This window comes from Streptomyces bugieae, assembly GCF_036352915.1.
Lineage (GTDB): Bacteria > Actinomycetota > Actinomycetes > Streptomycetales > Streptomycetaceae > Streptomyces > Streptomyces endophytica.
In genome coordinates this window covers 1-13,307 of sequence record NZ_JAZBJP010000052.1, presented here as the reverse complement: position 1 = coordinate 13,307, position 13,307 = coordinate 1, and the positions used below count along the sequence as shown (strand labels likewise).

10 protein-coding genes are annotated in these 13,307 nt (G+C 72.5%); all 10 read left to right on the top strand.

The genetic code is table 11. The features are described 5' to 3' along the window. Positions 1-377: 377 nt before the first annotated feature. On the top strand, positions 378-2,033 hold the full coding sequence (locus V2J85_RS37960) for a CTP synthase (RefSeq protein ID WP_330824122.1): 1,656 nt from the start codon (positions 378-380) through the stop codon (positions 2,031-2,033). Between the two features lie 97 nt (positions 2,034-2,130). Then, the gene (locus V2J85_RS37955) at positions 2,131-2,757 is read left to right on the top strand and encodes an NUDIX domain-containing protein (protein WP_261952272.1); all 627 of its coding nucleotides are present in this window, start codon (positions 2,131-2,133) and stop codon (positions 2,755-2,757) included. A 163-nt stretch (positions 2,758-2,920) separates the two neighbouring features. Then, complete coding sequence (locus V2J85_RS37950; protein WP_330824121.1) at positions 2,921-4,996, top strand: AAA family ATPase; 2,076 nt, start codon at positions 2,921-2,923, stop codon at positions 4,994-4,996. Between the two features lie 168 nt (positions 4,997-5,164). Continuing rightward, the gene (ald, locus tag V2J85_RS37945; RefSeq protein WP_261957192.1) at positions 5,165-6,280 is read left to right on the top strand and encodes an alanine dehydrogenase; all 1,116 of its coding nucleotides are present in this window, start codon (positions 5,165-5,167) and stop codon (positions 6,278-6,280) included. Between the two features lie 489 nt (positions 6,281-6,769). Beyond that, positions 6,770-7,786, top strand: coding sequence for a ParA family protein (locus V2J85_RS37940; protein WP_030416497.1), 1,017 nt, complete (start codon positions 6,770-6,772; stop codon positions 7,784-7,786). After that, entirely contained in the window at positions 7,771-8,418 is a 648-nt protein-coding gene (locus V2J85_RS37935; RefSeq protein WP_330824120.1) for a hypothetical protein, read from the top strand. Before V2J85_RS37940 ends, V2J85_RS37935 begins: the two co-directional genes overlap by 16 nt. An 82-nt stretch (positions 8,419-8,500) precedes the next feature. Beyond that, the gene (locus tag V2J85_RS37930) at positions 8,501-9,658 is read left to right on the top strand and encodes a segregation and condensation protein A (protein ID WP_330824119.1); all 1,158 of its coding nucleotides are present in this window, start codon (positions 8,501-8,503) and stop codon (positions 9,656-9,658) included. Beyond that, complete coding sequence (scpB, locus tag V2J85_RS37925) at positions 9,655-10,386, top strand: SMC-Scp complex subunit ScpB (protein WP_261952277.1); 732 nt, start codon at positions 9,655-9,657, stop codon at positions 10,384-10,386. Before V2J85_RS37930 ends, scpB begins: the two co-directional genes overlap by 4 nt. Continuing rightward, complete coding sequence (locus tag V2J85_RS37920) at positions 10,386-11,507, top strand: pseudouridine synthase (RefSeq protein WP_261952278.1); 1,122 nt, start codon at positions 10,386-10,388, stop codon at positions 11,505-11,507. Before scpB ends, V2J85_RS37920 begins: the two co-directional genes overlap by 1 nt. Positions 11,508-11,847: 340 nt before the next feature. After that, positions 11,848-12,882, top strand: a complete 1,035-nt coding sequence (locus V2J85_RS37915; protein WP_330824118.1) for an ADP-ribosylglycohydrolase family protein — start codon at positions 11,848-11,850, stop codon at positions 12,880-12,882. The last annotated feature ends 425 nt before the right edge of the window (positions 12,883-13,307 follow it).

Genomic DNA, 13,307 nt, shown 5'->3' with positions numbered 1-13,307 from the left:
GAGCAGCGGGACCGGAAATCGGGCGGGGGTGGTGCCTTCCCGGACGGCTCGTTGCGAGTGTCCGAGCAGGATACGACGCAGGCGGGTGATCCGCGCGACGCTCGCGACGAGTGAAGTGCTCCGAACGGGTGGCCTCCGTCACGTGACAGCGTCACCCCCTGCTCGTCACACACCGTGACGGGGAGGGGTCGCACGAGGTTCCGGTGCGTGGCCGGGCGCGACCATGCCCGGGCGCTGATAGCCTGGTACCCCGTGGACCGGTGGGCCCCGGCAACATGTCACGGCACCCCGACCGCAGCGACGGCACCCCTCACAGACGCGGGACGGCGCCGCTTCGCACCTCTCCACCTCGCGACCACGGGAGCTCCCTCTTGGCCATGCCAGCCAAATCCACGACGACCAAGCACCTCTTCGTCACCGGGGGCGTCGCCTCCTCGCTCGGCAAGGGGCTCACGGCCTCCAGCCTGGGTGCTCTCCTGAAGGCGCGGGGCCTGCGGGTCACGATGCAGAAGCTCGACCCGTACCTCAACGTCGACCCCGGAACGATGAACCCGTTCCAGCACGGTGAGGTCTTCGTCACCAACGACGGCGCCGAGACCGACCTGGACATCGGCCACTACGAGCGGTTCCTCGACGTCGACCTCGACGGCTCGGCGAACGTGACCACCGGCCAGGTCTACAACACCGTGATCGCCAAGGAGCGCCGCGGCGAGTACCTCGGCGACACCGTGCAGGTCATCCCGCACATCACCAACGAGATCAAGCACCGCATCCGGCGGATGGCGACCGAGGACGTCGACGTCGTGATCACCGAGGTCGGCGGCACCGTCGGCGACATCGAGTCGCTGCCGTTCCTGGAGACGGTCCGCCAGGTCCGCCACGAGGTCGGCCGGGACAACGTCTTCGTCGTGCACATCTCGCTGCTGCCGTACATCGGTCCGTCCGGCGAGCTCAAGACCAAGCCGACCCAGCACTCGGTCGCGGCGCTGCGCAACATCGGTATCCAGCCCGACGCGATCGTGCTGCGCGCCGACCGCGAGGTGCCCACCGCCATCAAGCGGAAGATCTCGCTGATGTGCGACGTCGACGAGGCCGCGGTGGTCGCCGCGATCGACGCCCCGTCGATCTACGACATCCCCAAGGTCCTGCACGCCGAGGGCCTGGACGCCTACGTCGTGCGCAAGCTCGACCTGCCGTTCCGCGACGTGGACTGGACCCAGTGGGCCGACCTGCTGGAGCGCGTCCACAACCCCGACCACGAGGTCAAGGTCGCGCTGGTCGGCAAGTACATCGACCTGCCGGACGCCTACCTCTCGGTCACCGAGGCGCTGCGGGCCGGCGGCTTCGCCAACAAGGCCCGGGTCAAGATCAAGTGGGTCACCTCGGACGACTGCAGGACGCCCGCGGGCGCCGCCGAGCAGCTCTCCGACTGCGACGCGATCTGCATCCCCGGCGGCTTCGGCGACCGCGGCGTGGACGGCAAGGTCGGCGCGATCACCTACGCCCGCGAGAACAAGGTGCCGCTGCTCGGCCTGTGCCTGGGCCTGCAGTGCGTGGTCATCGAGGCGGCCCGCAACCTGGCCGGCATCGAGGGCGCCAACTCCACCGAGTTCGACCCGGCGACCGCTCACCCGGTCATCTCCACGATGGCCGAGCAGCTGGACATCGTCGCAGGTGAGGGCGACATGGGCGGCACGATGCGGCTGGGCATGTACCCCGCCAAGCTCGCCGAGGGCTCCATCGTCCGCGAGGTCTACGGCGACCAGGGGTACGTCGAGGAGCGCCACCGCCACCGCTACGAGGTCAACAACGCCTACCGCGGTGAGCTGGAGAAGAAGGCCGGGCTGCAGTTCTCCGGGACCTCCCCGGACAACAAGCTCGTCGAGTACGTCGAGTACCCGCGCGAGACCCACCCCTACCTCGTCGCCACCCAGGCGCACCCGGAGCTCCGCTCCCGCCCGACCCGCCCGCACCCGCTCTTCGCCGGGCTGGTGAAGGCCGCGGTCGCGCGCAAGACGGGCGCCGCGAAGTAGCACCCAGCGTGCCGGTTACGGTTGCCGGGGTACGGCCTCTTTTCGAGGTCGTGCCCCGGTTTCCGCGTTGGTAGAGGCTCACACAGGAGGACGCGCCATGGCGATCAAGGACACCCCGGAGGAGTGGACGGTCACCGCCTCCACCACGCCGTTCACCGGGAACAAGACCAGCGTTCGCACCGACGAGGTCGTGATGCCGGACGGCGCCACGGTCACCCGCGACTACCAGGTCCACCCCGGCTCGGTGGCCGTCCTCGCCCTCGACGACGAGGGCCGGGTGCTGGTGCTGAAGCAGTACCGCCACCCCGTGCGCATGAAGCTGTGGGAGATCCCCGCCGGGCTGCTCGACGTCCCCGGGGAGAACCCGCTGCACGCCGCCCAGCGCGAGCTGTACGAGGAGGCGCACGTCAAGGCCGAGGACTGGCGGGTGCTGACCGACGTCTACACCACCCCCGGCGGCTGCGACGAGGCCGTGCGGATCTTCCTCGCCCGGAACCTGTCCGAGGCCGAGGGGGAGCGCTTCGAGGTCGCCGAGGAGGAGGCCGACATGGAGCTGGCGCGGGTACCGCAGGACGAGCTGGTGCGCGGGGTGCTCGCCGGTGAGCTGCACAACAACTGCCTGGTCGTGGGCGTGCTGGCGCTCACCGCCGCGCAGCGCGGCGCGGGCCTGGACGCGCTGCGGCCGGCCGACGCGCCCTGGCCGGCCCGCCCGTTCGAGGCCTGACCGCACCCCTGCCGTGGTCCCCGGCCGGCCGGCCCCCGATCCGGTCGGGTGACCCAACCGCCCTGCTCCGCACGGGACGTGACGCCCCGTGAACTACGCTCGTAAGGGTTCCCGTCCGCGCCTGCGGCGGGTGCGTACGCGCAGGTGGACGGGAGCGTGACCGGTGACGGACCAGGCGGTGGGCGCAGGGCGGCTCGCGCCGGAGACGGCGACGGCCCCGGCCGCCGCGGGCCGCACCCCGCCGGCCGGCTTCACCGGCCGCCGCCGCGAGCTCAAGGCACTGCACGCCGACATCGCCCGGGCCGGCCTGGACACCCTCTCCGGCCGCAAGGGCGCCCGCAGCCGGGTGCTGCTGATCGCCGGCCGCCCCGGCTCGGGACGTACCGCACTCGCCGAGCAGCTGCTCACCGAGCTGGCCGACGGCCACCCCGACGGGGTGCTGCGCGCCGCGCTGACCGGACCGGGCGGGGAGCTCGCCGACACCGGCCGCACCGCGCGTGAGCTGCTGACCGCCCTCGGTGCGGACGCCCCGCCGGGCGCCGACGCGGACGAGCTGACCGAGCGGCTGCGCGGGGCGCTCGCCGACCGCCGCGCGCTGCTCTTCCTCGACGACGCGCCGGGCGCCGACGCCGTCGAACCGCTGCTCCCGGACGCGCCGGACTGCCTGGTCGTGGTCGTCTCCCAGGGGCCGCTGACCGGCATCCCGGACGTCCGCCCGTGCACCCTGGGCGGGCTGGACGGCGCGGCCTGCGTGGACGTCCTGGAGCGGTACGCCGGGCCGACCCGGATCACCGTCGACCCGCGGACCGCCGACAGCGTCGCCGAGGAGTGCGGCGGCCAGCCCGCCGCGCTGATCCTGGCCGGCGCCTGGCTCGCCGCCCGCCCCAAGTCGTCGGTGGCCGATCTGTACCAGGCGCTGCGGGCGGTCCCGGTGCCGCCGGACCTGCCCAGCGGCGCCCGCCCCCTCTTCCGGGCCTTCCGGCTCTCCTACGAGGCGCTCCCGGCGACCGCCGCCCGGATACTGCGGCTGCTCACCCTCGCCCCGGCCGGCCTCGTGGACGCGCACACCGCCTCCGCGCTGGCCGGCTGCTCGATGCCGACGGCCGCCGCCGCACTCACGGACTTCGCCGCGCTCGGCCTGCTGCGGCCGGTCGCGGCGGACCCCGGCACCCCGCCCGCCGGCCCCGGGACCGCGGACGCCGCGCTGCACCCGCAGTACCGCGTCCCCGGTTGCCTCGATGCGCTGCTGCGCGAGCTGCTCGGGGAGCACGAGCGGCCGGCCGAGCTCCAGCTGGCCCGCGCCCGCGTATTGGAGCGGACCGTACGGCTGCTGCAGTCGTGCCGGGCGATGACCGAGCCGGCCGGATCCACCGCCCGGCAGAAGGCCGCCGGGCTGCCCCGGTCGCTGCGCTTCAGCTCCCGGGGCACCGCGGCGCACTGGCTGCACAGCCGCCGCCCGGCGCTGCTCGCCGCCGCCGGGGCGGCCGCCGCGGACGGCCAACTCGACACCCTGGACCGGCGGTTGATGGCCGCGCTGACCCGCACCCTGCTCGCGCACCAGGGCCCCGAGGCGGCCGCGCCGGACCTCTATACGGTGCACGGGCTCGTGCTGCAGGCCGCCGAGCGGCGCGGGCTGGCGCGCGAGCGGGCCGCCGCGCTGCTGAACCTCGCGGACCTGGACAGCGGTGCGGGACGGACGGCCCAGGCGCTCGGCCGGTACCGGGGTGCGCTGGAGGCCGCCCGGTCGGCGGCGGACCCGGTGGCCACCGTCCGGGCGATGGAGTCGCTGGGCGGTACGTACGCCGAGCTGGGCGACGGGGTGCGGGCCGCCGACTGGTACGGGCGGGCGCTGGAGCTGCGGCTGGCACGCGGTGAGGCGGCGGACGCGGCGCGGGTGCACGGGCGGATCGGCGGGGCCCTGATGGCGGTCGGCCGGTGGGGCGAGGCGCTCAAGCAGTGGCGGGCGGCCGCCCGGACGTACCGCAGGCTGGGTGACCTGGCCGGCCAGGCCCGGGCGACCGGGGAGGCGGCGCGGGTCCAGGAGTACGCCGGACGCCCCGAGGAGGCGCTGCGGACCTGTCTGGAGGCCCTGGAACTGGTCCGGAAAACGGACGACGGACGGCTCCAGGCGGCCCTCCAGCTGCGGATCGCGGACACCCTCGAACGGCTCGGGGACCCAAGCGCGGCAGGGCTCCACCGCGCCGCGGGAGAGCGACTCCTGGAAGATCACCCGGAGTGACCTACGAAATCGGTAGTGCCTCTCCCAAGATTTAATGCTTTGCAAGGCTAGACAAGAAGAGCTCCTTCAATAGACTGGCTGGGCCGCGTACGGCGCGGTCAGTTCCGTCATGCATCGCATGAGGGGATAATTCCTCCTGCACCCTCTCTTTCAAGGACCGTGATCGACGTGAAGGTCGGCATCCCCCGCGAGGTCAAGAACAACGAGTTCCGCGTGGCCATCACGCCCGCCGGAGTCAACGAACTCGTCCGCCACGGCCACCAGGTCTTCATCGAGAAGGACGCCGGTCTCGGCTCGTCCATCACCAATGAGGAGTACGTCTCCGCCGGCGCCACCATCCTGGGTACCGCCGACGAGGTCTGGGGCACCGCTGACCTGCTGCTGAAGGTCAAGGAGCCCATCGCGGAGGAGTACCACCGCCTCCGCAAGGACCAGACCCTCTTCACCTACCTGCACCTGGCCGCTTCCCGTGAGTGCACGGACGCCCTCCTGGAGTCCGGCACCACCGCCATCGCCTACGAGACCGTCGAGACGGCCGGCCGCCAGCTGCCGCTGCTCGCCCCGATGTCCGAGGTCGCGGGCCGGATCGCCCCGCAGGTCGGCGCCTACCACCTGATGCGCCAGGCCGGCGGCCGCGGTGTGCTGCCCGGCGGTGTCCCCGGTGTCCACGCGGGCAAGGCCGTCGTCATCGGCGGTGGCGTCTCCGGCTGGAACGCGGTGCAGATCGCCGTGGGCCTCGGCTTCCACGTCACCCTGCTCGACAAGGACATCAACAAGCTCCGCGAGGCCGACAAGATCTTCGGCACCAAGGTGCAGACGATCGTCTCCAACGCCTACGAGCTGGAGAAGGCCGTCATCGAGGCCGACCTCGTCATCGGTGCCGTCCTGATCCCGGGCGCCAAGGCCCCCAAGCTCGTCACCAACGAGCTGGTCGCCAAGATGAAGCCGGGCAGTGTCCTTGTCGACATCGCGATCGACCAGGGCGGCTGCTTCGAGGACTCCCGTCCCACCACGCACGCCGAGCCGACCTTCGAGGTGCACAACTCGGTCTTCTACTGCGTCGCCAACATGCCCGGCGCGGTGCCGAACACCTCCACCCACGCGCTCACCAACGCCACGCTGCCCTACATCGTGGAGCTGGCGAACCGCGGCTGGGTCGAGGCGCTGCGCCGTGACCCGGCGCTGGCCAAGGGCCTGAACACCCACGACGGCAAGGTCGTTTACGGCCCGGTCGCCGAGGCCCACGGTCTCGAGTGCACCGAACTGCGCACCCTCCTCGGCTGAGACGTCAACGAAGCGCGTCAACGCTGAGCATCCGGCCGGGCCTTGTCGACAGGGCCCGGCCGGTGGCGTGTGTGACGCACGGTGCGCGCCGTTCCGGAACGTCGTCTCTCAACTCGCCGTGAACGTAACCCTTTAACCGATTCGCGCACCCCCGAAACATCGGTCCGATCCCGCTTGCGCCCTTGACATCGAGGGGTCCGGTTACCGACACATCGTGCCGGGTCCGGTGGATTGTGTTGCTGCGGACGCCCGACACGCCATAGAGTCGCCAACCGTCGGCATGGTGCCACGCTGACCTATCGATAAAGTTTCCTGGTCACGTCCAAGGAGGTAAGACGACTTGTGAATGAGTCGACATTTACTCCCGGGGGTGGTCAACCAGGAGCGGTTGCACGGGGCCAGGGTCCCTCGGGGTTCGAGGCTGTCGGCTCCGTTGCGGTCCACACCTTCGCAGCCCATCAGAGCATTTCCACGACAGCCCACCAGAGCATGGACGGCCATCACGTGAACGCCATGGCCGGCGACCGGGGCAGTGGAGAACCCGCCCGTTTCGCCGACTACGACGACCTGCCCGAGGGGCACTTCTACGATCCGGACGCGGAGTACGAGCCGGACCCCGAATACGCCGCGACGCTCGCGCCGGACGCCGCGCGCCAGCGCCGCGAACGCGTCGGCCCGACCGGACGCCCGCTCCCTTACTTCCCCATCCCGGGACCGCTGTCGGACCACGGCCCGGCCAAGATCATCGCGATGTGCAACCAGAAGGGCGGGGTCGGCAAGACCACCTCGACCATCAACCTGGGCGCCGCACTCGCCGAATACGGACGACGGGTGCTGCTCGTCGACTTCGACCCGCAGGGCGCCCTGTCGGTCGGCCTCGGCGTCAACCCGATGGAACTCGACCTGACGGTCTACAACCTGCTCATGGAGCGGGGCATGTCGGCCGACGAGGTGCTGCTGAAGACCGCGGTCCCCAACATGGACCTGCTGCCCAGCAATATCGATTTGTCAGCGGCAGAAGTGCAGTTGGTCAGCGAGGTCGCCCGCGAGTCGACCCTGCAGCGCGCCCTGAAGCCGCTGCTGGCCGACTACGACTACATCGTCATCGACTGCCAGCCCTCGCTCGGCCTGCTCACCGTCAACGCCCTGACGGCGGCTCACAAGGTCATCGTGCCGCTGGAGTGCGAGTTCTTCGCGCTGCGCGGTGTCGCGCTGCTCACCGAGACCATCGAGAAGGTCCAGGAGCGGCTCAACCCGGAGCTGGAGCTCGACGGCATCCTGGCGACGATGTACGACTCCCGTACCGTGCACAGCCGCGAGGTCCTCGCGCGCGTCGTCGAGGCCTTCGACGACCACGTCTACCACACCGTCATCGGCCGTACGGTCCGCTTCCCCGAGACCACCGTCGCGGGCGAGCCCATCACCACGTACGCCTCCAACTCCGTCGGTGCCGCCGCCTATCGCCAGCTCGCCAGGGAGGTGCTCGCCCGGTGTCACGCCGAGTGAGTCTGCCGGGAGCCGACGAACTGTTCCGCACCACCGGGGGAGTGGCGCTCCAGCCCTCCACCCCCCGCCGCACGCCGGGCGGTTCGGCGGCCGCGGCCAACGGCGAGGCACCTCGGGTGCCCGCGCCGGCCGGCGAGCCCGACCCGGCCGCGGAGGGCCCGGAGGCGGCCCCCGCACGCCGGCGGCGCACGGAGAACGACGGTACCGACGCACCGGCCACGGCCGGTGACGGCGGGCCGGCCACCCCGCCCCCGGTGCCCCCGGTCGCCCCCGCGGCCGAGCACAGCGGGCGCGAGGCGGACGGCGCCGCGTCCCACCGCACCCGCGCCTCCCGGCAGGGCGCTCCCGAGGCCGGCGCGGCCGCCCCCGCACCGGCCACCGGCCGGCGCCGGGGCACACGGGGCGCCAACCGCCGCCCCAGCGGCCGGGAACGGCACGACGAGAAGATCACGGTCTATGTCTCCGCCGAGGAGCTCATGGACCTCGAACACGCGCGGCTGGTGCTGCGCGGCGAGCACGGCCTCGCCGTGGACCGCGGCCGGATCGTCCGCGAGGCGGTCGCCGTGGTCCTCGCCGACCTGGAGTCGCGCGGCGACGCCAGCATCCTGGTGCGGCGGCTGCGCGGCCGCTGAGCAACACCGGCTCCGCCGCGCGGCGCGTCCGCCGCGGTGCCGAAACGTCACAGCGCGCGACGCGGGATAGCCTGCCACCGCGATGCCGAACCATGACGAAACCCCCGCGCCCCGCGCCCGCCGACGACTCGGGCGCGGGCCGGGCGCGGAGCCGGCGCCCGCGGTGCCGGTGGAGTCCCCTGCCGGCGGGACTCCCGTGGAGGCGGCCGAGAAAACCGCAGCGGCGCCCGAGGAGGCGCCGGAGGAGACCCCCGGCCCGACCTCCGCGGATGCCGAGGTCGAGGTCGGGGTCGAGCCCGGGGCGGGGGCCCAGGCCGATCACGAGGCCGGTGGCGGGTCCGGCGGCGAGACCGGCGGTGACGGGAAGTTCACGCTCCGGCTCGACAACTTCGAGGGGCCCTTCGACCTCCTGCTCCAGCTGATCTCCAAGCACAAGCTGGACGTCACCGAGGTCGCGCTGTCCAAGGTGACCGATGAATTCATGGCGCACATCCGGGCCATGGGGCCGGACTGGGACCTCGACCAGACCACCGAGTTCCTGGTCGTCGCGGCCACCCTGCTCGACCTGAAGGCGGCCCGGCTGCTGCCCGCCGCCGAGGTGGAGGACGAGGCGGACCTCGCGCTCCTGGAGGCCCGCGATCTGCTCTTCGCCCGGCTGCTGCAGTACCGCGCGTACAAACGGATCGCCGACATCTTCAGCGACCGGCTGCCCGTCGAGGCGCGGCGCCATCCGCGCACCGTCGGGCTGGAACCGCAGCACGCGGAGCTGCTCCCCGAGGTCGTGATCAGCATCGGCGCCGAGGGCTTCGCCAAGCTCGCGGTGAAGGCGATGCAGCCCAAGGCCAGGCCACAGGTCTACGTCGACCACATCCACGCGCCCCTGGTGAGCGTGCGGGAGCAGGCCGAGGTGCTGCTGGCGCGACTGCGGGAGGCCGGCGAGACCAGCTTCCAGCAGCTGGTCGCGGACGCCCCCGACACCCTCACGGTCGTCGCGCGCTTCCTGGCCCTTCTGGAGCTCTACCGCGAGCGGGTGGTGGCATTGGACCAGGAGGAGGCGCTCGGGGCGCTCACGGTGCGCTGGACGGGCACGGAGGGGGCCGTACCGGTCGTCACCGACGAGTTCGACCAGGAACCGGGCCGGCAGGCACCGGGTCAACCGGATCCGGGCGAGCAGGAACCCGCGTGGCAACAGGAATCGGGGCGGGCCGGGCGAGTGGAAGTGGAAGAGGAGCAGGCATGAGCGGCGTGGCCGACGACGACGCGTACGACGTCGAGGCGTATGACGTCGAGACGTACGACGTCACGGAGGCCGGGGCGGACGGCGGGGGGCCGGCGGAGCGTCCGGGGCCGCCGGCCGGGGCGCTGGGCGTCGCCGAGCTGGAGCTCAAGCCGGCACTGGAGGCCGTCCTCATGGTCGTCGACGAGCCGGCGACCGAGGAACACCTGGCCAGGGTCCTGCAGCGGCCCCGCCGCGCGGTCGCGCTGGCGCTGCGCGAGCTGTCCGACGACTACACCCGCGAGGGCCGCGGATTCGATCTCCGGCTGGTCGCCGGCGGCTGGCGGTTCTACTCCCGGGCCGAGTACGCCGACGCCGTGGAGAGCTTCGTCCTGGACGGCCAGCAGGCCCGGCTCACCCAGGCCGCATTGGAGACTCTGGCCGTGGTCGCGTACCGTCAACCGGTCAGCCGTTCCCGCGTCTCGGCCGTGCGCGGTGTGAACTGTGACGGCGTGATGCGCACGCTCCTCCAGCGCGGCCTGGTGGAGGAGGCGGGGACGGAACCTGAAACAGGTGCGATCCTGTACAGGACGACGAACTACTTTTTGGAGCGGATGGGCCTGCGCGGCCTGGACGAGCTCCCTGAGCTCGCACCGTTCCTCCCGGAGGCGGACGCGGTCGAGGGCGACTCCGCGGAAGGTATCCCGTCGTTCGACGTAGACGACAGCGGCGACTCTCAGACGGATCATTGATGCGAAGCAGCGGCAGGAACAACAGGGACAGCGGACGCGGCAACTACCGCGGCGCGGGCAACAAGAAGGACGAGAAGCAGCAGCGCGCCGGCCGCCCCCGTCCCGAGGAGCGCCGCTACGACGTGGGCGGATCCGGAAGCGCGGGCGGCGGCAAGGACGAGCGCGGCGGCGGCCCCAAGGCGGGCGGCAGCCGGGGTGCGGCGGCCCGGGGCGGCGCCAAGGGCGGCCCGCGCACCGGCGCGGCCTCCAAGGCGGGGCGTCCCGGCGGCAAGGGCGGCCCGCAGCGCGGCCGCGGCCAGGCGCCCGCGCGGCCGCGGGAGTACGACGCCCAGGTCGAGGAGCGCAACCGCGCCCGGCACGACAAGCCGCAGATCAAGACCCCCAAGACGTTCGGCGATCAGGAGGGCGAGCGGCTCCAGAAGGTGCTGGCCCGGGCCGGCATGGGCTCGCGACGGGCCTGTGAGGAGCTGATCGACCAGGCGCGGGTCGAGGTCAACGGCAAGATCGTCATGGAGCAGGGCGTCCGGGTCGACCCGGAGAAGGACGAGATCAAGGTCGACGGCCTGACGGTCGCCACCCAGTCGTACCTCTTCTTCGCGCTGAACAAGCCGGCCGGTGTCGTCTCCACGATGGAGGACCCGGACGGCCGCCAGTGCCTGGGCGACTACGTCACCAACCGCGAGACGCGGCTCTTCCACGTCGGCCGGCTGGACACCGAGACCGAGGGCATCATCCTGCTCACCAACCACGGTGAGCTGGCGCACCGCCTGACGCACCCGCGCTACGGCGTCAAGAAGACCTACCTGGCCGCCATCCAGGGCCCGCTCCCGCGTGACCTCGGCAAGCAGCTCAAGGACGGCATCCAGCTGGAGGACGGCTACGCCCGCGCCGACCACTTCCGGGTCGTCCAGCAGACCGGCAAGAACTACCTCGTCGAGGTGACCCTCCACGAGGGCCGCAAGCACATCGTCCGCCGCATGCTGGCCGAGGCCGGCTTCCCGGTCGACAAGCTGGTGCGCACGGCCTTCGGCCCGATCTCCCTGGGCGACCAGAAGTCGGGCTGGCTGCGCCGCATGACCAACACGGAGGTCGGCATGCTGATGCGCGAGGTCGAGCTCTAGGCCGCCGATGGCCTGCCGGACCGGCCCTTGAGGAAGGGCCGGGTCCAGTTGCCCGGGCTTCGCGGCGGACGCCCGGAACCCGGGCCCGGAACCGTCGCGCGCGCCGGAACCTCACCACCTGACCCGCCCACCCCCCGAAGGGGGGTGGGCGGCGGGGAAAAAGGAGGCGGGCGCGAGCACCGAAGCGGCCCCACCACGCGCGGAAGCGGCCCAGCACGCGCGGAAGCGGCCCCACCACGCCCGGAAGGGCCCCACCAGGCGCCCCCGAGCCCGCCAACTCGCTTGCGGCGCCGACCCACCACCCCTTAACGTCACCATGACGATTAAGGGGTGGTTTTTCATGGGGAACACGAGCTCGACGTCGCGCACGGGCACGGGCACGAGCGCGGCGACCGGCGCGCTGGTCGGCCTCGCGCTCGGTGATGCGCTGGGCTTTCCGACCGAGTTCAACGACGTACCGGCGATCGAGGCCAAGTGCGGCCCCTGGCGGCAGATACCACTGCCCGACCCCGCCTTCGTCACCGACGACACCCAGATGACGCTGGCGCTGGGACGCGGCCTACGGGCGGCGATGGACGCCGGTGAGCTGACGCCGGCGCGGCTCGTCGGCCCGGTGCGTACCGAGTACGTCGCCTGGTGGCGCTCGCCCGACAACAACCGTGCCCCCGGCAACACCTGCCTGCGCGCCTGTCAGCTGCTCAGCGACGAGGACCGCCACTGGGCCGAGGCGAGCCAGATCGGCTCCAAGGGGTGCGGCGCCAACATGCGGGTCGCGCCCATCGGGCTCGCCCCTGGGCTGAGCCCGCAGCAGCGTTCCGGCGCCGCCCAACTCCAGTCCGCGCTGACCCACGGCCACCCGACCGCACTCGCCGCGAGCGACCTCACCGCGTACGCCGTGCGCGTCCTCGCCGACGGCGCGACCCCCGCGGAGCTGCCCGCCCTGCTCCGTACGTACGCGCACGACCAGCGGACCGTCTACCGGGAGGACTGGCTCGGGGACCTGTGGCAGCGCGGCCAGGACGCCTCCGCGGCCGCGTTCATCACCCGTGGCTGGGACGACTGCCTCGGCGTCCTGGACCGGCTGGACGCGGCGCTCGCCGCCCCGGACCGGGAGACCGACCCCTGCCTGGCCACCGGCGCCGGCTGGATCGCCGAGGAGGCACTGGCCACCGGCCTGCTCTGCTTCCTGCTCTTCCCCGCCGAACCGCTCACCGCCCTGCGCCGGGCCGCCTGCACCTCCGGCGACTCCGACTCGATCGCCTGCCTCACCGGTGCGTTCGCCGGCGCCCACCTGGGCGCCGACGCCTGGCCCACGGAGTGGGCCGCCCGCATCGAATACCGCAACGAGCTCCTGGCCCTCGGCGAGGGGTGGTAGCCCCACGTACCCGTCTGCGGCGCCGCGGGTCTTGGTCGCCGTTGCGCGCTTTGCGGCGCCCCGCACGTACCTGTCTGCGGCGTCGCGGGGCGTCTCGCCGTTGCGCCTGGCGGCGGGCGTTTGTGTGTTGGGTGCGGTGCCGGCCCTCCAGACTTCGTCCTCCGGTCCAGCCCCTCCCGTGAGTGGAAGTTTCCAAGCTGGTTGGGGGCGGACCTGGTCTGTCGGCTGCGGGCACGTGGGCATTACGTGCACCCCCACCGCCGTTTCTTTCCCTCTCACGGGAGGGGACGGGCCGGAGGGGCCGGTTGTGTGGACGTAAAGCGTCAGCAGTCCACACAACGGCCCCGGAGGCCCGGCACCGCACCCGACAACCACCCAGCCCGCCGCAGGCGCCACGGCGAGACGACCCGCGGCGGGTGAGACGG